Raw genomic sequence first — 22,033 nt, 5'->3', positions numbered from 1 at the left:
TCGTCGGCGCGGCCACTGAGGTTTTCGGCGATGTAATAGAGAACCTGGGCGCGGTTATGAGTGGTCGCATTCGACCAGGCGGAGGCGGCCTGTGCGGCAACCACCGCATTGCGGATGTCCTTGCGGTTGCCTTCGCCGACCTCCCCGATGGCCTTGCCCTTGGGCGAGGCGATGACACGGGAATAATTGCCGTCTGGGCGTGCCTGCTTGCCGCCGATGAAGAGCTTTGCCGTCCGGTCGATGCTTGGCAGGGCAAAATCGCCGGCAACCGGCTTTACTTGCGAAAGTGCCGGCATTGCTGCGCGCGCCTTGCGACCGACCCAAGCCTTTGGCTTCAGATATTCGTAGCAACCTTCGCGTCCGCCTTCGCGTCCGAATCCGGATTCGCGCTTGCCGCCAAAACCGACGGCGGCATCAAAAAGATTGGTGGCATTCACCCAGACCACGCCGGCTGCGAGCTTTGCCGCAACGTTCAGCGCCAAGCCGATCGTCTCGCTCCAGACGCTGGCGGCGAGGCCGTAGCGGGTGTGATTGGCAAGCTGGATGGCCTCTTCCGGTGTGCGGAAAGTCATGGAGACCGCAACCGGCCCGAAGATTTCCTCGGTCGCGACGATCGATGTCGGCTGCACGCCGCTCAGAAGCGTCGGCGGGTAGAAGCTGCCGCCCTTCGGCAGGTCGATCTTGGCCTGATGCAGTGTCGCGCCTTCTGAAACTCCCTTTTTCACCAGCGCTTCGATACGCGTCAATTGCACGGGGGCTATGATCGCACCCATATCGATGCACTTGTCCAAAGGCTGACCGACCCGCAATGTCTCCATTCGGCGCTTCAGCCGCTCATGGAAAAGATCGGCAATGCCTTCCTGGACCAGAAGCCGCGAACCGGCGCAGCAGACCTGTCCCTGGTTGAACCAGATCGCGTCGACGACGCCTTCCACGGCGCCGTCGATATCGGCGTCGTCAAAAACGACGAAAGGTGACTTGCCGCCGAGTTCCAGCGTCAACGACTTACCGCTACCTGCGGTACGCTCGCGAATAACGCGCCCGACTTCGGTCGATCCGGTAAAGGCAATTTTGTCGATATCCTCATGCCCGACGAGCAGCGCGCCTGTTTCGCCTTCTCCCGTCACGATATTGAGTACGCCCGGCGGAAGGCCCGCCGCGGATGCTAGTTCGGCAAAGAGAAGCGCCGTCAGCGACGTGAATTCGGCAGGCTTCAGGATGACGGCGTTGCCGAGCGCCAAAGCCGGCGCCACTTTCCAGGCCAGCATCAGGAATGGGAAATTCCACGGGATGATCTGGCCGACGACGCCGACCGGCACATGATCGGCAAATTCCGTGTCCTGGATTTGTGCCCATCCGGCGTGATGATAGAAATGACGGGCTGCCAGTGGCACGTCGAGATCGCGGGTTTCGCGGATCGGCTTGCCGTTGTCGATTGCCTCGACCACAGCAATCAGACGCGCATGGCGCTGGATCATCCGGGCAAGCGCATAGAGATGGCGCGCCCGCGCATGGCCCGGCAGTCGCGCCCATGACGCCTGTGCCTTGCGGGCCGCCGCAACTGCGTTGTCCACATCCGCCGCGCCGCCGTTCGCGAGCTTCGCCAGGACCTTGCCGGTGGCTKGCTCGAACGTTTCGAAGTTCTTGCCCGACGCGGAGGGCACGAATGCGCCATTGATGAAGTGACCGAAACCGGAAGCGTGGCGCGCCAGCCAGTCGCGAGCTTCGATATCGGATTCAGGGGCGGGGCCGTAGGACATTTCGTCGAAATACTTTGCAACAGTCATCTGGATCATCCAATCGGGTGTCTGTTGAGGGCCGAATAGGCACCGGTGACGTGATGCTCCAACTGCCGCTCGATATCCGCAAGCAAGCTTGATGCACCGATGCGGAAGAGATCGGACTCCAGCCACTCGCGCCCCAGTTCGTCCTTCATCAGGAACTGGTAGTTCAACACGTCCTTCGCCGCGGAAATGCCACCGGCCGGCTTGTAGCCGATCTTGATACCGGTGCGCTCCTGATAGGCGCGGATCGCCCGCAGCATGGTCAATGTCACGGCCAGCGTCGCATTGACGCCTTCTTTGCCGGTCGAGGTCTTGATGAAATCGGCTCCCGCCATCATGCAGACCAGCGAGGCCCTGGTGACATTGCGGAGCGTCTTCAGGTCGCCGGTCGCCAGAATGGCTTTGACATGCGCATCACCGCAGGCGGCGCGATATTCTTTCATTTCCTCGTAGAGTGCAGTCCAGTTGCCGGTCAGCACATGCTCGCGAGTGATGACGATGTCGATTTCCTTCGCGCCATCGGCAACTGACGCCTCGATTTCCTTGACTTTGAGGTGGTGCGGGCTGAGGCCGGCAGGGAAACCGGTCGAAACCGCGGCGACCGGAATGCCGGAATCTCCGAGTGCCTCGACGGCCGTTGCAACAAAACGATGGTAGACGCAGATGGCGCCGGTGGTGATCGAACGGCCGCTCATGCCGAGCGAATCCAGAATGTCGGCGCGTATCGGATTCATCGCCTTCGCACACAACCGCTTGACGCGTTCGGGGGTATCGTCGCCGTTCAACGTCGTCAGGTCGATGCAGGTCACCGCCTTCAGGAGCCAAGCCGCCTGTGCGTCCTTTTTGACGGTGCGGCGTCCAGGAAGCGAGGCTACGCGGCGCTCGGTGGCAGACAGGTTGACCCGGGTATCAAGCACCCACGACAGATCGAGTTCCATACCGGTATTGCGCGGCCGGTTATGGGTGCCGTCCGGCAATCGTGAAGGGCCACCATGACGCGCCGCGTTTGCCGCATTGTGAACAGCAACGGTTTCCAACTAGAATCCTCCCGATCCGAGCGTGAAGATCCTGTTGCCATCAGTGCAGAGGCACGCAGAGGAAGCTTCACGACTGGCTCAAATGTGATTTTTTTTTCACTGTTTGTGAAGTTTGCATCACCGCGCCGCTGCGTCAAGTTTAGATTTCGACAGACGCAGAAAAAATGCGGGATTTCTCAGTCGAAATCGTTCATGCCGTTTTCTGTGATGACCACATCGAACGACTTCATGTCGCTGAAAAAGGCCGGCTTGAGCTTGCCGATTTTGCTGCTGTCGGCGAGAAGAATATTCTTTCGTGCCCGGGACATCGCCTTTTTCTTGATCTCCGCTTCGTGAAAATGCGCGCAGGTCGCGCCACGCCGGGCATCGACACCGGCTGCAGAAAGAAATGCCACGTTGATCACAAGCTGATCGAGCATTTCCAACCCCGAGGCACCGGAAAAGCTCGCCGATGCTGGGTGGTAAAGACCACCGAGCATAACAAGGCGAACGTTGGGTTTTCGCATCAGACGATCGGCGACATTCATGGCGTAACAGATCGCCGTTATGTGAATCTGGTCTGGGAGGAGATCGACCAGATAGGGTAACGTGGTGCCGCAATCGAAAAAAACCGTATCATCATGGTGAATGTAATCAATGGCTTGTGTGCAAACTTGCCGTTTTGCAGCGGCATGACTGTCGGCCGCCTTGGAAATTTCATAGGGATCGTTTTCCGCTTCGATAGCCGGAACGATATGGCCGCCGAGGAACGCGAATTGGTCTGCATTGGCACTGACATCACGCCGAACCGTCATCTCTGAGACGCCCAGTATCTCGGCAGCATTCTTGATGTGCAGAATGCGATGTTGTGAAAGGGCCTCGGATAAGACTGCGATGCGCCGGCCCTTGCGACTATCCATATCGCATCTCTCCCTTATCGTTTACACTTGGAATAGTGTTCTGATCAAAATTTAACAAGGGACTGCTATTCTCATCTTGTATGTCCCCTCGAGCTACGATTCGGCATTTGCGCCGAGCTGCAGCTTCTGCGCCAGCCAGTTGCGCGCAACATGGCATATCGTCACAATTTTACAGGGAAACCCCGCAATTTGAAATGAGAATTTGTGACCAGCCTACCATTTTTGTGGTGGAATAGTCACAAAACTGTATAGATGGTGCCTCACTTCGGCTGCGGGGAAGCAGGTGACGACAAGATCGACATTCTAGGCCGCCAGGGGCGAGTTCGTCACGCCTCTGGTCGGGGTGGCCTTCCGACCAGAGGCTTCATCCTCAGCGACTGCTGAGGACATTCCTGGCTGCGCGCGCTACTCGCCGGCTTTTCTTGCTGCTGTTTCGATCGCATCGGCAACCTTTTCCGGTTGGGATGCGAAGACTGCGTGGCTTGCCTTTATTTCAGTCACGTCGCTTCCGGCACGTTTTGCCATGTCGCGTTCAAGCTCGGGGTTGATGGAGCGATCCTCGGTGGCGACGATCGACCAGCTTTTCTTCGTCCGCCATGCTGGCTGGGCGATCTTGGCGGAGAATGCCTGCTTCGAGGCGAAGACCTGTGACTTTGCCATGAAATCGGCTTCGGCTTGTGGAAGGTCGGCTGCGAAATCCGCGGCGAAGGCACCCGGATCGAGATACAGATATTTGCCGTCCTTCGTTTCCTTTATATCCATGCTGCCGGCGGGCTTCGAGCTGGCGAGGCTGAGCAGGCTTTCGCCCTTGTCAGGCTGGAATGCCGCGACATAGACGAGGCCCGCGACCGCGGGATCGTTGCCGGCTTCGGTGATGACCATGCCGCCGTAGCTGTGGCCGACGAGCAGAACCGGTCCGTCCTGAAGGTCGAGAACCCGCTTGGTCGCCGCCACATCGTCGTCGAGCGAGATGATGGGCTGCTGGACGATGGTGACGTTGAAGCCGCGCTTCTCGAGAATGTCCGTCGCCTTGCGCCATCCCGAACCGTCGGCCAGCGCGCCGTGGACGATCACGATGTTTTTGACCTCGGCAGCCTCCGCCGCGAATGCGATGGCGGTCGTGGCAAAGGCAAGGGCTGCGGTGAAAATAAGACGTTTGTTCATGGGTATCACTCCTTTGGGTCGTTGTTGTTGATTGGGATAGTGATGCGTTTCAGGTTCAACCGAATGTAAAGGCGTAGGCCTGCACGCCGGGATCGAGGAAGCGGATCTCGAAGTTGCGGGCGGCGACCGTGCCGGACTGGCGGACGAGCTGGTAAAGCCTGGTCGCGGTCACCGTACCGTTCCGTCGGCATCGATGTCGGAGCCGTGGTCAGGCCCTGGCGTCTTGCCGTCGATCTTCACCTGGAAGCGGATCGGTTTGCCGCCGGCGCCAGGCCCGAGAACGAGATGCAAGTCGCGGGCGCTGAAGCGATAAGTGATGCCGCCGCCCGGCTGATCAAGCGTCGCCTGATCCCGGCCGACGGTCCAGGTTCCGGACAGGCCCCAGCCATTGAGGCCGGGTTCGGCGATCGAATAGTTGTGCGCTGTGTCTGCCTGCAGCCCTTCCGGAGAGGCGAAGTTAGCCGCCTGTTCGTAGCCGAGATAGGTCTCGCCGGAGCGGATGTTGCCGAGATCAGGACCTGCTTCCACGCCCTTGGCATCCGGCGCAACTGGCGCGCTTGCCGTCGTTTGGCTGCCGGCTTCGCGCAGCAGGTCCTGAATGGCCTTTTCGGTCTTGTTGTAATTGCCTTCGCCGAAATGGTGGTAACGGATCTGGCCTTTGGCATCGATCAGATAGGCGGCAGGCCAATAGCTGTTTTCGAAGGCGCGCCAGATGCTGTAATCATTGTCGATCGCAACGGGATAGCCGATCTGGAAGTCGCCGATCGCCTTCTTGACGTTGTCGATCTTCTTCTCGAAGGCAAATTCAGGGGCGTGGACGCCGATCACCACAAGGCCCTGGTCCGCATATTTTTCGGCCCAGGCTCTGACATAGGGGATCGTGCGAATGCAGTTGATGCAGGAATAGGTCCAGAAATCGACGAGCACGACCTTGCCGCGCAGCTGCTCGGTGGTGAGAGGCGTTGAGTTCAGCCATTCGACCGCACCATCAAGTGACGGCGCGTAGCCTTCGACGGGCAGATCACTGCGGAAAGGCTGTTTTGCATCGGCGGCCGCAATCATCACCTCGTTGCTCGCCAGCTCGGAAGAAGGGCCACTGAGCGGCTTTGCATGCAGCCTGTCGAGCACGGCCTGTTCCAGCGATGCAGTGCTGGCGTAGGAGAGCCGGGCGAGCAGGCTGGTATCGAGGCCGAGCGCGATGACGGCGACGCCCGCCAGTACGGCAGCGCCGAGTACCTGGCGAATCCGGTCGCCAAACCCGAGGGAGCGCTTCATGGCGGCGAAGAGCTTGCCGCCGACAAGCAGGGCGACGGCAAGCGAACTTGCAGCACCAGCGGCATAAGCGATCAGCAGGAAGGTCGTTTGCAGATTGGCGCCCTGCAATGCAGCTCCGGTCAGCACGAGGCCGAGAATCGGACCGGCGCAGGGCGCCCAGAGCAGTCCGGTGGCAACGCCGAGAAGAAGCGCGCTCTTCACTGTCGTTGTGCCGCGCCCGCCGCCGGTGGCGTTGATAAGATTGTTGCCAAGGTCGACGATCGGCCGGGCAAGCGTGCTTGCGATGCGTGGTGAAAGCAGGCTTGCGCCAAAGAGCGCGAGCAGGACGATTGCGGCAAGGCGGCCATATTCATTGGCGCGAATGGCCCAACTGCCACCGACCGCGGCGAGCGTGGCGACGAGCGCGAAGGTGGCGGCCATGCCCGCCAGCATCGGCAGCGTGCTTCTGACGAAGGGCTGTCCGGCGCGGGCGAAGACGAAGGGGAGGATAGGCAGGATACACGGGCTGAGGATCGTCAGCGCGCCTCCGAGATAGGCTATGATCAGAAGTGTCATCATCGTTTCCTTTGAAACCGTTTGATCGGGCTCTGGGCGGCGATGGGCCTGGACCAGCGATGGCCGGGATGTAGCCGGGCCGACGTATCCCCGATGTGTCCGGTTTTGCGGGAAAATGTATCGAAGTGTTGCTGCCGGCGGACGGTGATACAGAGCGACACAAAGTGCTGCCGTGGCCGCGAGGAGCGACGAAAACGGCTGCGGCCGAACCGATGCGTCGCTGAGGCGCCGCGATTGTATCAGACTGTATCCCGGAGGCCGGAAGCTACATGAGCATTCAAAAACTGCTGGCGCGCGACATATCGGAGATACAAGTAGAGCGCCTTTTCAGCACCGTGATTCATTCGACAGGAGAGACCGATGTCAGAGCAAATCAACCAACACCGCCGCCGCTTCTTCGGCATGACGGCAATCGCCCTTGCGGCGGTCGAGTTCGGCGTGGCCGGCAAGGCCGCCGCCCAGTCGGCGCCTGCCGCAGCCCCGCCTGATGCAGAGGCCGGAACCCACACGTCTTTCGAAGCGCTGAAGCAGGTCAAGGCAGGCGTGCTCGACATCGGCTATGCCGAGGCGGGGAAGGCGGATGGCCCTGTCGTATTGCTGCTGCATGGTTGGCCCTATGACATCTATAGTTTCGTCGATGTCGCGCCGCTGCTTGCCTCGGCAGGCTACAGGGTGATCGTGCCTTATCTGCGCGGTTACGGGACGACGCGCTTCCTGGACGACGGCACACCTCGCAACGGCCAGCCGTCAGCGCTCGCCGCCGATATGATCGCGCTGCTCGATGCGCTCGATATCGAGAAGGCTGTCATTGCCGGCTATGACTGGGGCGGGCGGACCGCCAACATCATGGCGGCACTCTGGCCCGAGCGCTGCAAGGCGATGGTATCGGTGAGCGGCTACCTGATCGGCAGCCAGGAGGCCAACAAGAAGCCGCTTCCGCCCAAAGCCGAACTCGCCTGGTGGTACCAGTTCTATTTCGCCACCGAACGCGGTCGTCAGGGATACGAGAGCAACACCCATGATTTCGCAAAGCTGATCTGGCAGACGGCTTCGCCGAAGTGGAACTTCGACGATGCGACATTCGACAGGTCGGCCGCCGCCTTCGACAATCCCGACCACGTCGCGATCGTCATTCACAATTATCGCTGGCGCCTGGGGCTTGTCGAAGGCGAGGCCAAGTACGATGCCTACGAGACGACGCTCGCCGCAACGCCTGTCATTTCGGTACCGACCATCACCATGGAGGGCGATGCAAACGGTGCGCCGCATCCGGAACCTTCCGCTTATGCCGGAAAATTCTCCGGCAAATATGAGCATCGCACGATCGGTGGCGGCATCGGCCACAATCTGCCTCAGGAAGCGCCGCAGGCTTTTGCGCAAGCCGTCATAGACGTCGATCGCTTGTAGACCGGCGATGCCGGTTGCAGAGCCTCGTTGCTCCGGCCGGCGGAATATGCGTAGGTCGCGTCTGTCGCTTCGGCCAGGAACGAAGCGACCGGCGCGGCCGCTCTATCGTAAGGAATAGGGAAATATGGATCATGTCGATCACATCCTGATCGTCGATGACGATCGCGAAATCCGCGAGCTGGTATCGGGCTATCTGCAGAAGAACGGCCTGCGCACGAGCGTTGCCGCCGACGGGCGCCAGATGCGCAGTTTTCTCGAAGCCAATGCCGTCGACCTGATCGTGCTCGATGTGATGATGCCCGGCGACGACGGGCTGGTCCTGTGCCGCGAACTGCGCGCCGGCCGGCACAAGGCGATCCCGATTCTGATGCTGACGGCTCGCACCGACGAGATGGACAGGATCCTCGGACTGGAAATGGGCGCCGACGACTACCTTCCCAAGCCCTTTGCCGCGCGGGAACTGCTCGCCCGCATCAAGGCGGTCCTGCGGCGCACGCGGATGTTGCCGCCCAACCTGCAGATCAGCGAGGCCGGGCAATTGCTGACCTTTGGCGATTGGCGGCTCGATACGGTGGCCCGGCACCTTCTCGACAGGGAAGGGACCGCGATTGCGCTCAGCGGCGCCGAATACCGTCTGCTTCGCGTGTTCATCGATCATCCGCAGCGGGTGCTCAATCGCGACCAGCTTTTAAGCCTGACGCAGGGCCGCGACGCCGATCTCTTCGATCGTTCGATCGATCTCCTGGTCAGCCGCCTGCGTCAGAGGCTGGGCGACGATGCGCGCGAACCGACCTATATCAAGACGGTGCGCAGCGAAGGTTATGTGTTTTCGGTTCCGGTCGAAATCTTGGAGCTGCGCCAATGACGACGGCAATCCGCTTGCGTTCGGGCCTGACGTGGCCGAGCACGTTGCGGTCGCGGATCTTTCTCATCCTGCTGATCGGATTGGCCTTGGCCTACGGGCTGTCCTTCAGTGTGCTCTATATGGAGCGCACTATGTCGGCCAAGGCCGTGATGCTCGGCACGCTGGAGAGCGACGTGGCAACGTCGATTGCCGTTCTCGATCGGCTTCCGCCAGGCGAACGCGGTGATCTGCTCGACCGGCTGAGCCGCGGCAATTACCGTTTCGTGCTCGGACACGGCCTTCCCGGCGTGCCTGACACATCAAGCAAAGGGGCGGAAATCTCAGGAAAGATCGAGGAGGCCATCGGGCACCGCTTTCCGATCCGGATCGAACGGATTCCTGGCGATGTGAACCGGCTGCAGGCGCATCTGACGCTCACCGACGGAAGCCCCTTGACGATCGACGTCACGCCGAAGGGCGTCATGCCGATCGCCGCATGGCTGCCCTATGTCTTCGTCATCCAGATGGTGCTGCTCATCCTCTGCACCTGGTTCGCGGTTCGCCAGGCGATCCGGCCGCTCGGCGAGCTTGCCGCCGCTGCCGATGCGCTTGACCCGAACAAGGACGGCCCGGCTTTGAGCGAGGCAGGGCCGAGCGAGGTCGCGCATGCGGCAAGGGCGTTCAACGCGATGCGGGAGAGGATCGCCCATTACCTCGAAGAGCGCGTCCAGATCCTGGCGGCAATCTCGCATGATCTGCAGACGCCGATCACCCGCATGCGGCTGYGCGCCGACATGGCGGAGGATTCGCCTGACAAAGACAAGCTGGTGCACGATCTCGGCGAGATCCAGCGCCTTGTTCAGGACGGCATTGCCTATGCACGCAGTGCGCATGGCAATGGCGAGAAGAGTGCCCGCATCGATCTCGCCTCGTTCATCGACAGCATGGCCTACGACTACCAGGATACTGGAAAGGCCGTCACCGTCGTCGGCCTGGTTCAGGGTGCTGCCCTCACCAAGCCGCATGCTCTTCGCCGCATCCTATCGAACTTCATCGACAATGCGCTGAAGTTTGCCGGTGCTGCCGAGATCAGCGTCGAGCGAAGCGCAGAAAACGATATCGTCATATCAGTGATGGACCGCGGGCCGGGAATTCCGGACGATATGCTGGAAGCCGCCATGCAGCCTTTCTTCCGGCTGGAGCAATCCCGTAACCGAGAGACCGGCGGCACCGGTCTCGGTCTTGCGATCGCCCAGCAGCTGACGGCCAAGATTGGCGGGTCGCTCCGGCTCTACAATCGCGCCGGCGGCGGGCTGGCTGCGGAAGTCACCATCCGCTGACATCGGGGCGCGTCGCAAAATTTTGAGATGTTTTGTATGCAAAGATGTCCTTGATACCGGATGCTACTTTTTGTGACATTTCGGGCGTTTTCGGAAACATGGCGGATATATCCGTCGGTCAAACCACACTCCGTCAACCCGGCCGCGCACCGCGGCCAGTCGCCTTAGCGACGCAACAAAGGAGTGTTTCATGACAAAGATCGACAAGGTTCTCTATACCGGCAAGACCCACACGACGGGCGGGCGCGACGGCGCGTCGCATAGCGACGACGGGCAGCTTGATATCAAGCTTTCGCCTCCGGGCAGCAACCGTGCCGGCACCAATCCCGAACAGCTTTTCGCCGCCGGCTGGTCTGCCTGCTTCATCGGCGCGATCGGCATTGCTGCCGGCAAGCTGAAGGTCAAGCTTCCTGCAGATGCCGCCGTCAACGCCGAGGTCGATCTCGGGGCGACCGACGGCGACTATTTCCTGCAGGCTCGCCTCAAGGTCAGCCTTCCGGGCATCGAAGCGGATCTGGCAAGGGCGCTTGTGGATGAAGCGCACCGGACCTGCCCCTATTCGAAAGCAACCCGCGGCAATATCAATGTCGAATTGAGCATTGCTTGACAGATGGGATCGATCGCCAAAAGGAAACATGACGAGGCCAGTCGGGCCTCGTCGATGGAGGAACCAATGAGACTGATGATCATCTGCATTCTGGGGGCGACGATTTTCGCAGCGCCCTGCATCTACGATGTAACGTCACAGGAGCCGTCGCCGCTTGCCGGCCTGGTGACGGCGGCATCCGCAGCTTCATCCTCAGGGGAGCGGCTGCCGCTCCAGCTGTTCTTTTAGATCACCAGGGAGAAAGACAGTGAAACTCTATCAGAACGAAATTTCCTCGGCGACATCTCGAGTCCGCATCGCACTCGCCCTGAAAGGATTGATGGCCGAAGCGCTGCCGGTCACCATCCTTGGCGAAAATTCCGAGAGCCGGCAGGCCGGATATCGCAGTATCAATCCGCAGGGGCTCGTGCCCGCCTTGCTGACGGATAGTGGCGTCCTCATTACCCAGTCGCTGGCGATCGTCGAATATCTCGATGAGATAAAGCCTGAACCGCCGCTATTGCCTGACACCGCGGAAGGCCGGGCGCAGGCGCGGTCGATCGCGCTTGCGATCGCAGCCGAGATCCACGCGCTGCTGCCGCCGCGGATCGGTCTGCATCTCGGCAAGGTCTTCCAGGCGGATGCCGATGCCATTACTGCCTGGAATCGTCATTGGGTCGGTGAAGGAATGGCCGCGGTCGAGGCGATGATCGCCGGCCACAGGCAGGGGGCTTTCGCTGTTGCGGATCAGCCTGGTATTGCCGAGATCTTTCTCTTCCCGCAGGCGATCAGCGCTCGGCGCCTCGGCTTCGATCTCGCCCGCTGGCCCAATATCGCGGAGATTGTCGCCAGACTGGAGGCGATACCGGCTTTCCAGGAGAACGCACCGGCCCCGAGACAATGATCCAATCTATGAAGAATCGGCCGCAAGTGACTGCGGCCGATTCTCTTCTGGTGTTCTAGCCTTGGCGATAAGACGTCACCTTCATGGCCCGTCGGTCGCTTTTAGCGGTTGACCCTTGCCTGCAGATGCGCGGGATAACGATCGCCTTCCACCTTGATCGTGGCGAGCGCGCTTTCGATGCTACGGAGATCCTCGGCCGTCAGTTCGATCTCGGCGGACTGGATGTTCTCCTCGAGGCGATGCAGCTTGGTGGTGCCGGGAATCGGCACGATCCAGGGCTTCTGCGCCAGCAGCCATGCGAGAGCCACTTGGGCGGAGGTTGCCTTTTTGCGGGCGGCGATTTCTCCGAGACGATCGACGAGTGTCTGGTTGGCTTTTCGCGCCTCCTGWGAAAAGCGCGGCACGACGCTGCGGAAATCCTTGCTGTCGAAGGTGGTCGTTTCACTGATCGCGCCAGTCAGAAAGCCCTTGCCGAGCGGGCTGAAGGGCACGAAACCGATGCCGAGTTCTTCAAGCGTCGGCAGGATTTCCTGCTCTGGTTCGCGCCACCACAGCGAATATTCGCTCTGCAACGCCGCCACCGGCTGGACGGCATGGGCGCGGCGGATCGTCTGGGCGCCCGCTTCCGAGAGGCCGAAATGTCTGACCTTGCCTTCCGCGATCAGCGCCTTGACCGTGCCGGCGACATCCTCGATCGGAACATCGGGATCGACGCGATGCTGGTAGAAGAGATCGATGACATCGGTCTTCAAACGCTTCAGCGCCTGGTCGGCCACCGCGCGGATCTGTTTCGGCCGGCTGTTCATGCCGCTCTGGCCACCATTGGCATCGAAGTTGAAACCGAATTTCGTGGCGATCACCACCTCGTCGCGGAAGGGGGCGAGCGCCTCTCCCAGAAGCTCTTCGTTCTTATAGGGGCCATAGGCCTCGGCCGTGTCGAAGAAGGTCACGCCGCGTTCGAATGCCCACCGGATCAGTGCGGTCGCTTCCTGAATATCTGTTGCCGGGCCATAACCGTAACTCAGCCCCATGCAGCCGAGACCGATGGCCGAGACATGAAGTCCGCTCTTTCCAAGTTCACGCTTCTGCATAGAAATTTCCTTTTCTAACCTTGGTATTGCGTGTCGGTGACATGCTCCATCCAGTCGACGACCTTGCCRTCGAGCTGTTCCTGGATGGCGATATGGGTCACCGCCGTCGTCGGCGATGCGCCGTGCCAATGGCGTTCAGCCGGTGCGAAAGAGACGACGTCGCCGGCGCGGATCTCCTCGACGGGACCGCCTTCGCGCTGCACGCGACCGAAGCCCGATGTGACGATCAGCGTCTGGCCGAGCGGATGAGTGTGCCAGGCGGTGCGGGCTCCGGGCTCGAAGGTGACGCTGGCGCCAGCCGCACGTGCGGGGCTGGTCACGGCAAACAGCGGGTCGACACGCACGCTGCCGGTAAACCAATCGGCTGGTCCCTTGGCCGAAGGCTGCGAACCGCTTCGCTTGATCTCCATCTTTGTCTTCCTTTCGATGTCGGGGTGGACGTGTCCACTCGAGTAGCAAGGTATTTAGGGCGTGCGCCAGGTCGCGATTAGATGGTATAAACGGCAAGAACCCATGAGAAAGTTTCATAAATGCCGCGCCCCGCCGTCAACGACCTCATCGCCTTCCTTGCCGTTGCACGCGCACAGAGCTTCACGAAGGCGGCGGGCAAGCTGGGTGTGTCGCAATCGGCGCTCAGCCACACCATCCGCGGGCTCGAGGAGCGGCTTGGACTGCGATTGCTGACACGCACGACCCGCAGCGTCGCGCCGACAGAGGCGGGCGAACGTCTGCTCGTTTCCATCGGACCGCGGCTCGACGAGATCGAGAGCGAGCTGGCTGCCTTGAGCGCGTTCCGGGAGAAGCCGGCAGGCACCATTCGCATCAATGCCGGCGAGCATGCGGCCGATGCCGTCCTTTGGCCTGCCTTGCAAAAGCTGCTGCCCGATTATCCCGATATCAATGTCGAGATCATTGTCGACTACGGTCTGACCGACATCGTCGCCGAGCGTTACGATGCGGGGGTGCGGCTTGGAGAACAGGTGGCGAAAGACATGATCGCAGTGCGCATCGGTCCCGACATGCGCATGGCCGTGGTCGGCGCTCCCGCCTATTTCGACACCAGGCCGAAGCCGCTGACGCCGCAGGACCTTACGGATCACAATTGCATCAATCTGCGCCTACCGACTTACGGCAGCGTTTATGCATGGGAGTTCGAGAAGGACGGGCGCGAACTCAGGGTTCGCGTCGAAGGGCAATTGGTCTTCAACAATATAGCGCTGCGGCTGAACGCAGTGCTGGCGGGCATGGGACTTGCCTACATGCCGGAGAACTTGGTCGACGCGCATCTAGCCGATGGACGGCTGGAGCGCGTGCTTGAGGATTGGTGCCTGCCGTTTTCCGGCTACCATCTCTACTATCCGAGCCGCCGGCATACGTCGCCGGCATTTGCCCTCGTCGTCGATGCACTTCGCTATCGAGGATAGACGCCCACCGTTTCGGGCCGCCCGGACAGGCATATGTCCGAGCTACTGGTGATGGCCTCTTGCCGGAAAGAAATCATGCCTGCCAGTAATTTGACATTCCTTCACTCGCCGCTAATTCACACTTGAAATTGAAGGAAACAGTGAATGAATACTGCGGCACCTGCCACGAAAGCTCGGACCGGCGTGTCCGGTTTGGATACAGTTCTGGCGGGGGGCCTTTCGCCGGGGCACGTGTTTCTCCTGGAGGGAAATCCGGGAGCTGGCAAAACGACGATTGCGCTGCAGTTCCTGATCGAGGGTGCACGGCTCGGCGAGCAGGGGCTCTACATCACCCTTTCGGAAACCGAGAGCGAACTCCGGGCCGGTGCCGCATCGCATGGCATGGTGATCGATGGCAATATCGAGATCTTCGAGGTCGTGCCTCCGGAAAGCCTGCTGGATGCCGACCAGCAGCAAAGCCTGCTTTATTCGTCGGATCTTGAACTCGGAGAGACGACAAAGGAAATCTTTGCCGCTTTCGAGCGGATCAAGCCACGTCGCGTGGTTCTCGACAGCCTGTCGGAGATAAGGCTGCTCGCGCAGAGCTCGTTGCGCTACCGCCGGCAGATTCTTGCGCTCAAACATTATTTTGCCCGACAAGGCGCGACAGTCCTTCTGCTCGATGATCTGACCTCCGACGTGCTCGACAAGACGGTGCACAGCGTCGTACACGGCGTCATCCATCTCGAAGAGATGGCGCCGAACTACGGCTCCGAACGCCGACGTCTAAGGGTCATAAAATATCGCGGTCAGGCCTTCCGCGGCGGTTATCACGATTTCATCATCCAGACTGGCGGCGTTATCGTCTTTCCGCGGCTCGTCGCCGCCGAACACAGGTCGAGCTACACCCGCGATCAGATTTCCTGCAATATTGCGGAACTGGACCTTCTTCTGGGAGGTGGCCTCGAGCGAGGTTCCAGCACGCTCATCCTTGGTCCTGCCGGCACCGGCAAAAGCACGTTCTCGTTTCAATTCCTGGTGGCTGCGGTCGCGCGCGGCGAGAAAGTGGCGGCCTTCATTTTTGACGAGGAGCTGGGCCTGCTCTTCACGCGGCTGAAGGCGCTCGGAATAGATCTCGAAGCCATGCGGGACGCCGGTCATATCCACATCGAACAGCTCGATGCCGCCGAACTGTCGCCGGGCGAATTCGCCCACCGTGTGCGCAGCTGCGTCGACAAGTCGGATGCGAAAACCGTCATCATCGACAGTATCAACGGTTATCAAGCTTCGATGCCGGATGAGAATTCGCTGATCCTTCATATGCATGAGCTGCTGCAATATTTGAACAGGCAAGGCGCCAACACCTTTCTTACCGTTGCCCAGCACGGGTTGGTTGGTGACATGAAGGCGCCTGTCGACGTTACCTATCTCGCCGATACCGTCATTCTGCTGCGTTACTTCGAGGCGGCGGGAAAGGTGCGGCGAGCAGTCTCGGTGATCAAGAAGAGAACCGGCTTTCACGAGGATACCATCCGGGAGTATCGCATAGACGCTTCCGGCTTGAGGTTCGGCGATCCTCTCGTCGGGTTCCAGGGCGTGCTTCGCGGCGTTCCAGAATTTGTCACGACCTCAACGCCGCTCCTCGCGACCGATGGCGGGGATAGCGGCAATTCCTAATTCCGGCAAACCGAAAGCATTGATCTACACCCCCGTCGGTCGCGATGCCTGGGTGGCGAGATCGTTGGTCGATGAGGCCGGATTGGCATCGATTGCTGCCACTGACCTGTCTATGTTCGCGTCATCGCTCAGCGATGACATCGCGCTTGGCGTCTTGACGGAAGAGGCCGTTCGCTCGAGCGATCTCAAGCCGATTGCCGCCTGGGTTTCGGCCCAGCCGAGCTGGTCGGATCTTCCCTTCATCGTACTCACCACACGTGGCGGCGGGCCTGAACGAAATCCGGCCGCTGCAAGGCTTTCCGAGGTTCTTGGTAACGTCACCTTCCTGGAAAGGCCATTCCATGCGACCTCCTTCATCAGCGTTGCCCGGACCGCATTAAAGGGACGCCTGCGCCAATACGAAGCGCAAGCCAGGCTTGAAGCTCTGGGCGAGGGAGAGCGACGGTTGCAGACGGCGCTCGCCGCCGGTCGTCTCGGGGCGTGGGAGCTGGAGCTGTCCTCGATGGCCTTGTCGGCCTCGGCGACCTGCAAGGCAATCTTCGGTCGAGGGCCGGATGACGATGTCACGCGCGACGATCTGATCGCAAGCATCCACCCCGACGACCGGGATCTTGTGCTGGCACGCCTGCGCCAGACGATCGATACCGGACGCGACTATTCCATCGAGCACAGGACGATCTGGCCGGATGGATCGCTGCATTGGACCGAGGTCCACGCGCAGCTTTATTCCGACAGATATGGTTCCGCGAGGAAACTCGTCGGCGTCTGCTCTGATACCACCGTCCGAAAGACCATCGAGGAAAATCTGAGGCGGCTCAATGAAACCCTCGAAGAACGTGTGAGGGAACGGACCAAAGAGGTCAACGCCGCTCACCAGACCCTGCTCGAGGAAGTCGCCCAGCGCGAAAGAGCCGAGGAGCAGCTTCGCCAATCGCAAAAGATGGAGGCGATCGGCCAACTGACCGGCGGCGTCGCCCACGATTTCAATAATCTGCTTATGGTCGTTCTCGGAAATCTGGAGTTGCTCGGCAAGCACGTTGGCGGAGATGCCAAGGCGACGCGTCTGGTCGACGGGGCGATTCAGGGCGCGCGGCGTGGAGCGGCGCTGACGCAGCGGCTGCTGGCTTTTGCCAGACAGCAGGATCTGCAGGTCAAGCCCGTCGATCTGGCCGCGCTGGTCTCCGGCATGAACGACCTGCTGCGGCGCTCGGTCGGATCCTCGATCAGCATAAAAACCACCCTGCCGGCGACGCTGCCTCCGGCGCTGGTCGACGCGAACCAGCTCGAATTGGCGCTGCTCAACCTTGCGGTCAATGCCCGCGATGCGATGCCGGATGGCGGGACGCTGTCCATATCGCTGCGCGAGGAGCAGGTTGCTGGCGATGCCGCTCTCGGCAAAGGGGCCTATCTGGTGTTGGCGGTGGCTGACGGCGGCACCGGCATGGATGCGGAGACGCTGAAGAAGGCAGTCGATCCGTTTTTCTCGACCAAGGAACTCGGAAAGGGAACGGGTCTGGGCTTATCGATGATCCACGGACTTGCGGTTCAGCTCAATGGCGCACTCCGTATGACGAGCGAGCTTGGGGTCGGAACGACCGCCGAACTGTGGCTTCCGGCGACCGAACGGCGCCCCGAGCGGCCGGCCGAGGCGGAGCTGCCGGTCCCACAAGCTGCATCCAGACTGAAGATCCTGCTCGTCGATGACGATGCCTTGATTGCGATGAGTTCGGTCGACATGCTTGAAGATCTCGGCCACGAGGTGGTCGAGGCAAATTCCGGCTCGCAGGCGCTGGAATTGATCAGCGGTCAGCATTTCGACCTTGTCATCACCGACTATTCGATGCCTGGTATGACCGGCGCACAGCTTGCCCAGGCTGCGCGGAACATTCATCCGGCGTTGCCGATCGTGCTGGCGACAGGTTACGCCGATCTTCCTGCCGGCACTGATATCGATCTTCCGAGATTGGGAAAGCCCTATAATCAGGCTCAGCTTGCCAAGGAGATCGCCAAGGCGATGGCACGCGAAACGGTTCCGCTTCTCCGATCCGGCAGTGGGGCAGGTGGCTTAGGGCTTAGCCCTTCCAAGACCGACGATGTCCGCGATGAAATCGGCGATGGCGCCTGTGTCGTCTAGATCGAAGACCGGCAGGGCCGTATCCGTGACTGCGTGATCGGCGGCGATGGCGCAGATATGGGGATCGCTTGGCGCCAACGGTTCACGATTGGCGGCCTCCAGGCGGCGGGCCTCGATCTTCGGGATCGGTTCGCGCTTATAGCCTTCGATCAGCACGAGGTCGCAGGGGGCGAGGCGGGCGAGGATCTCCTCGAACTCGGGCTCGGGTGCGCCGCGCAGCTCGTGCATGATGGCGTAGCGGGTGCCGGAGACGATGGTGACCTCATGGGCGCCGGCCTGGCGGTGGCGGTAGCTGTCGGCCCCGACCTTGTCTATGTCGAAATCATGATGGGCGTGCTTGATCGTCGAGATCTTGTAGCCACGGCGGGTGAACTCCGTCACCAGCTGGACGGCGAGGCCCGTCTTGCCCGAGTTCTTCCAGCCGGCGATGCCGAAGATTTTCGGTACGGTCATGCGCGAAGGGCCTCCAGCCAGCGTTCCGCCTCGACAAGATCATCAGGCGTGTTGATGTTGAAGAAGGGGTCGAGCAGGCTGGCGCGGGTCGGATGCAGCGGGAACGCCACTTCCGTAACGTCATGCCGTAACAGGAAGTCGCGCACGCGACGCTTCTCGTCGATGGCGATCCAGGCTTCGAGGTCGGCGGCCAACGTCACCGGCCAAAGCCCGAAGACGGGATGGCTGCGGCCCTCGGAGGCGGCAATGGCGATTTGCGAAGGGTGGTCGACCGCTGCGGCCAGCCTGGCGACCAGATCGGCCGGGAAGAACGGGCAATCGACCGAGACGGTGACGACATGGGTGATCGAGGGAAGGCCGGCGGCATAGACCATCGCCGCATGGATTCCGGCCATCGGTCCGGCCTTGCCGGGAAAACGGTCGGGAACGACGGGCACGTCCTCGGCGGCGACATCGGCATTGACGGCAACGAGCAAGGCCTGCTGCGAGAGGCGGGTCAGCACATGGTGGAGCAGGCTCTCTGCCCCAAGCATCACGCCCGCTTTATCGCGGCCCATGCGCTGCGAACGGCCGCCGGCCAGCACGACGCCCGCTATATGAGATTTATCCAACGAGAATTCAGCCATCATCCTTACTCAAACCGGCGCGCGCGGCGCGGATTCCTGCGCGATTGGCGACACACGGCGCTTGGCCTCACGATAGAACGTATAGAGGCCGGAGGCGATGACGATCGCAGCCCCCACGAGCGTCCAGCTGTCAGGCACTTCGGCGAAGAAGATAAAGCCGAGCAGAGAGGAGAAGATCAGGCTGGTATAGCGGAACGGCGCGACGAAGGAGATTTCGCCGGTGCGCATGGCGAGGATGACCGACTGGTAGCCGACGAGCACCAGCACCGATGCGAGCACGAGATGCCCAAGCGCGTTAGCGCTGACCGGCTGCCAGCCGCCGAGCACCGGGATGAGCAGGGCGCCGAAAAAGGAGGCTGATATGGCGGTGATGACGGTTATCATCAGCGAAGGAATCTCCGGACTGATGCTCCGGGTGGCGAGATCGCGGCCGGCCGTTGTCAGCACCGCGGCGACGCAGAGCAGGGCGGCGGGGGTGAATCCATCAGGGCCGGGACGGATGATGATCATCACGCCGAAGAGGCCGACGAGGATCGCCGACCAGCGCCGCCAGCCGACCGGCTCGTCGAAGAAGAGCGCAGCCCCGAAGGTGACGACCAGCGGCAGCGACTGCAGGATCGCCGAGGCATTGGCGATCGGCATCATGCCGAGCGCGGTGATATAGGTGACGGCGGAGAGCGTCTCGCAGAAGATCCTGAAGATGATCATCGGCTGGAGCATGATACGCCAGGAGCGCAGCGCACCCATTTTCCAGGCGATCAGATAGACGAGCAGGCTGGTGAAGAGGCCGCGCAGGAACATGATTTCGCCGGCGTTCATATAGGCGATCACCGATTTGGACAGAGCGTCGCTCGCGGAAAAGCCGGCCATCGCCATGCTCATATAAATGGCGCCCTCAGTATTGCGTGACCGCGGCATGAAGAGATTCCCGTTACCTGTGCGCCTCTTTTAGTCGCGAAGATGCATGAAGGGAATCGGATGAATGTCACACCCGACATAAATCGATGATGCGATGCACAATGGCGCTGATGTCAATGCAGGGGTGTGGGTGGAAGTTCCGACAAATCCCCGTTTTATAAAGTTAATTCCGATATTTCCGACGCCGCAATCAAGGCGTCGATGAGGACGCGCCGTCGCGCCGCCGGTTCGGCCATAGGCGTTTTTCTCTTCCTGCGCGGGAAACGGGTGGCTGCATCGCCTGATGTTTGAGCATCTCAGATCTCGCAACAACCCAGGAGAGATCGATATGACACTTCTCAACGACAAGATCGCAATCATCACCGGCGCAAGCTCCGGCATCGGCCGGGCGGCGGCGAAACTCTTTGCGCGGGAAGGCGCCAAGCTCGTGGTCACCGGTCGGCGGCAGAACGCGCTCGATGCCGTCGTCGCGGAGATCGAGGCAGAGGGTGGTCAGGCCGTCGCCATATCAGGCGATGTCAAGGACGAGGCTCTGCAGGCAAGGCTCGTCGAGACGGCAGTTTCGCGTTTCGGCCGGCTCGACATCGCCTTCAACAATGCCGGCATCCTTGGTGAGATGGGGCCGGTCGCCGGGCTGTCGGTGGAGGGCTGGCGCGAGACGATCGAGACCAATCTCACCGCCGCCTTCCTCGGCGCCAAGCACCAGTCGGCGGCGATGGGAAAAGGTGGCGGGTCGCTGATCTTCACCTCGACTTTCGTCGGCCACACCGTCGGCATGCCTGGCATGGCCGCCTATGCGGCGAGCAAGGCGGGGCTGATCGGCTTCGTGCAAGTGCTCGCCGCTGAACTCGGAGCGCAGAAGATCCGCGTCAACGCACTGCTTCCCGGCGGCACCGACACACCCGCCAGCATCACCAACGCGCCTGATGCCACGCCGGAACTGCTCGCCTTCGTGGAGGGATTGCATGCGCTGAAACGCATGGCACAACCCGAAGAGATCGCCAATGCGGCGCTTTTCCTCGCCTCCGACATGTCGAGCTTCGTGACCGGCACGGCGATGCTGGCGGATGGTGGGGTTTCGATCAGCCGGACATAAGGCGGGCAAGGGAAGGTGCCGTCAGGGTTATCGCTGCGGCACGTTGTTTGTTGCGGCGGGCTATGCCGCCGCAACAAAGGCATCGATCAGGCGACTTCGCGTATGTCTCTTGCCGTCTGGCGTTCGAGATAGGCGACCAGATCCTCGATGGTGACGAGGGGGAGGTTGTGGCGCTCAGCAAAGAGCGTGAGTTCGGGGAGGCGGGACATGGTTCCGTCGTCGTTGGCGACTTCGCAGATGACGCCGGCCGGGGTCTTTCCGGCGAGGCGGGCGAGATCGACGGCGGCTTCGGTGTGGCCGGGGCGGCCAAGCACGCCGCGGGGGTTGGCGCGGAGCGGAAAGATGTGGCCGGGGCGGGCGAATTCGGCAGGCTTTGCGCGATCGTCGACGAGGGCGCGGACGGTGGCGGCACGGTCCGCCGCAGAAATGCCCGTCGTCGTGCCCTTGAGATAATCGACCGAGACCGTGAAGGCAGTTTTGTGCGATTCCGTGTTGTTGGGCACCATCAGCGGGATATCGAGCGCATCGAGACGCTCGCCTTCCATGGCAATGCAAACGAGCCCGCGGGCGTGGTTCATCATGAAGGCGATTGTTTCCGGGGTGACGGCATCGGCCGCGACCACGATATCGCCTTCGTTTTCCCGGTTCTGGTCGTCGACGACGACGACCATCTTGCCGCTGGCAATGGCTGATATGGCATCTTCAATTCTTGCGATAGTCATGCTGTCTGGCCTTTCAAGGGTTATGTCAGCGGACTGACATGGTCTGCTCGGCTCAATCCGTGAGCGAGCCTTCTGCCCTTGGGCGAACAAACGTCAGCCGACTCCAGGATGGAGTGCG

The 22,033-nt window shown here is 61.1% G+C and carries 20 protein-coding genes and 1 pseudogene; 10 read left to right on the top strand and 11 right to left on the bottom strand.

Features of this window, described 5'->3' with window-relative positions; genetic code table 11:
* From AC1ECN_RS17755 to AC1ECN_RS17735, 5 genes and pseudogenes are all read right to left on the bottom strand, one after another.
* Positions 1-1,787: aldehyde dehydrogenase family protein (locus AC1ECN_RS17755; protein ID WP_477953687.1), on the bottom strand; the 1,787-nt coding region annotated here is incomplete at its 3' end.
* Positions 1,788-1,792: 5 nt separating this feature from the next.
* Positions 1,793-2,821, bottom strand: coding sequence for a deoxyribose-phosphate aldolase (gene deoC / locus AC1ECN_RS17750; RefSeq protein ID WP_075225738.1), 1,029 nt, complete (start codon positions 2,819-2,821; stop codon positions 1,793-1,795).
* 176 nt (positions 2,822-2,997) lie between these two features.
* On the bottom strand, positions 2,998-3,720 hold the full coding sequence (locus AC1ECN_RS17745) for a DeoR family transcriptional regulator (RefSeq protein WP_027689121.1): 723 nt from the start codon (positions 3,718-3,720) through the stop codon (positions 2,998-3,000).
* A gap of 405 nt (positions 3,721-4,125) precedes the next feature.
* The gene (locus tag AC1ECN_RS17740; RefSeq protein WP_027689120.1) at positions 4,126-4,884 is read right to left on the bottom strand and encodes an alpha/beta fold hydrolase; all 759 of its coding nucleotides are present in this window, start codon (positions 4,882-4,884) and stop codon (positions 4,126-4,128) included.
* 55 nt (positions 4,885-4,939) lie between these two features.
* Positions 4,940-6,714, bottom strand: a pseudogene (locus tag AC1ECN_RS17735) (cytochrome c biogenesis protein DipZ).
* A gap of 360 nt (positions 6,715-7,074) precedes the next feature.
* On the opposite strand from AC1ECN_RS17735, the gene AC1ECN_RS17730 reads away from it, so the two are divergent.
* The 6 genes from AC1ECN_RS17730 (at position 7,075) to maiA (ending at position 11,795) form a co-directional block, all read left to right on the top strand.
* The gene (locus AC1ECN_RS17730) at positions 7,075-8,121 is read left to right on the top strand and encodes an alpha/beta fold hydrolase (protein ID WP_027689118.1); all 1,047 of its coding nucleotides are present in this window, start codon (positions 7,075-7,077) and stop codon (positions 8,119-8,121) included.
* 124 nt (positions 8,122-8,245) lie between these two features.
* Positions 8,246-8,986 (top strand): response regulator, encoded by a 741-nt coding sequence (locus AC1ECN_RS17725; RefSeq protein ID WP_018480731.1) that lies wholly within the window; start codon positions 8,246-8,248, stop codon positions 8,984-8,986.
* Complete coding sequence (locus tag AC1ECN_RS17720) at positions 8,983-10,305, top strand: ATP-binding protein (protein ID WP_477953679.1); 1,323 nt, start codon at positions 8,983-8,985, stop codon at positions 10,303-10,305. Before AC1ECN_RS17725 ends, AC1ECN_RS17720 begins: the two co-directional genes overlap by 4 nt.
* A 190-nt stretch (positions 10,306-10,495) precedes the next feature.
* Positions 10,496-10,912: an organic hydroperoxide resistance protein gene (locus tag AC1ECN_RS17715; protein WP_011652269.1), complete on the top strand. Its 417-nt coding sequence runs from the start codon at positions 10,496-10,498 to the stop codon at positions 10,910-10,912.
* Positions 10,913-10,978: 66 nt separating this feature from the next.
* Positions 10,979-11,140, top strand: coding sequence for a hypothetical protein (locus tag AC1ECN_RS17710; RefSeq protein WP_017994304.1), 162 nt, complete (start codon positions 10,979-10,981; stop codon positions 11,138-11,140).
* Between the two features lie 19 nt (positions 11,141-11,159).
* On the top strand, positions 11,160-11,795 hold the full coding sequence (gene maiA, locus AC1ECN_RS17705; RefSeq protein ID WP_029870778.1) for a maleylacetoacetate isomerase: 636 nt from the start codon (positions 11,160-11,162) through the stop codon (positions 11,793-11,795).
* Between the two features lie 101 nt (positions 11,796-11,896).
* Here maiA and AC1ECN_RS17700 read toward each other — a convergent pair whose 3' ends face one another.
* Positions 11,897-12,886, bottom strand: a complete 990-nt coding sequence (locus AC1ECN_RS17700) for an aldo/keto reductase (protein ID WP_130664705.1) — start codon at positions 12,884-12,886, stop codon at positions 11,897-11,899.
* A gap of 14 nt (positions 12,887-12,900) precedes the next feature.
* The gene (locus AC1ECN_RS17695) at positions 12,901-13,296 is read right to left on the bottom strand and encodes a (R)-mandelonitrile lyase (RefSeq protein ID WP_027689113.1); all 396 of its coding nucleotides are present in this window, start codon (positions 13,294-13,296) and stop codon (positions 12,901-12,903) included.
* Between the two features lie 120 nt (positions 13,297-13,416).
* Between AC1ECN_RS17695 and AC1ECN_RS17690 the strand changes: the two genes are divergently transcribed.
* From AC1ECN_RS17690 to AC1ECN_RS17680, 3 genes are all read left to right on the top strand, one after another.
* On the top strand, positions 13,417-14,310 hold the full coding sequence (locus AC1ECN_RS17690; RefSeq protein WP_018068642.1) for a LysR family transcriptional regulator: 894 nt from the start codon (positions 13,417-13,419) through the stop codon (positions 14,308-14,310).
* Positions 14,311-14,454: 144 nt separating this feature from the next.
* Positions 14,455-15,966 (top strand): ATPase domain-containing protein, encoded by a 1,512-nt coding sequence (locus AC1ECN_RS17685; protein WP_018068643.1) that lies wholly within the window; start codon positions 14,455-14,457, stop codon positions 15,964-15,966.
* Positions 15,941-18,100: a PAS domain-containing hybrid sensor histidine kinase/response regulator gene (locus tag AC1ECN_RS17680; RefSeq protein ID WP_130673531.1), complete on the top strand. Its 2,160-nt coding sequence runs from the start codon at positions 15,941-15,943 to the stop codon at positions 18,098-18,100. Before AC1ECN_RS17685 ends, AC1ECN_RS17680 begins: the two co-directional genes overlap by 26 nt.
* Here the strand turns inward: AC1ECN_RS17680 and mobB are convergent.
* From mobB to AC1ECN_RS17665, 3 genes are read right to left on the bottom strand one after another with little or no spacing between them, the layout of a single operon-like run.
* Entirely contained in the window at positions 18,032-18,553 is a 522-nt protein-coding gene (gene mobB / locus AC1ECN_RS17675) for a molybdopterin-guanine dinucleotide biosynthesis protein B (protein WP_130655682.1), read from the bottom strand. The genes AC1ECN_RS17680 and mobB overlap by 69 nt on opposite strands.
* Positions 18,550-19,179: a molybdenum cofactor guanylyltransferase MobA gene (gene mobA, locus AC1ECN_RS17670; RefSeq protein ID WP_026236633.1), complete on the bottom strand. Its 630-nt coding sequence runs from the start codon at positions 19,177-19,179 to the stop codon at positions 18,550-18,552. Before mobA ends, mobB begins: the two co-directional genes overlap by 4 nt.
* A 9-nt stretch (positions 19,180-19,188) precedes the next feature.
* Positions 19,189-20,097 carry a DMT family transporter gene (locus tag AC1ECN_RS17665; RefSeq protein ID WP_130661713.1) on the bottom strand — a complete coding sequence of 303 codons (909 nt, stop codon included), beginning with the start codon at positions 20,095-20,097 and terminating at the stop codon, positions 19,189-19,191.
* 328 nt (positions 20,098-20,425) lie between these two features.
* Between AC1ECN_RS17665 and AC1ECN_RS17660 the strand changes: the two genes are divergently transcribed.
* The gene (locus AC1ECN_RS17660; RefSeq protein WP_130661712.1) at positions 20,426-21,193 is read left to right on the top strand and encodes an SDR family oxidoreductase; all 768 of its coding nucleotides are present in this window, start codon (positions 20,426-20,428) and stop codon (positions 21,191-21,193) included.
* An 86-nt stretch (positions 21,194-21,279) separates the two neighbouring features.
* On the opposite strand, the gene ribB is transcribed toward AC1ECN_RS17660, so the two are convergent.
* Positions 21,280-21,915 carry a 3,4-dihydroxy-2-butanone-4-phosphate synthase gene (ribB, locus tag AC1ECN_RS17655; RefSeq protein WP_130661711.1) on the bottom strand — a complete coding sequence of 212 codons (636 nt, stop codon included), beginning with the start codon at positions 21,913-21,915 and terminating at the stop codon, positions 21,280-21,282.
* Between the last annotated feature and the right edge of the window lie 118 nt (positions 21,916-22,033).

The organism is Rhizobium sp. 01N447_2, from assembly GCF_056399245.1.
This window is presented reverse-complemented; position numbering and strand designations above follow the sequence as displayed.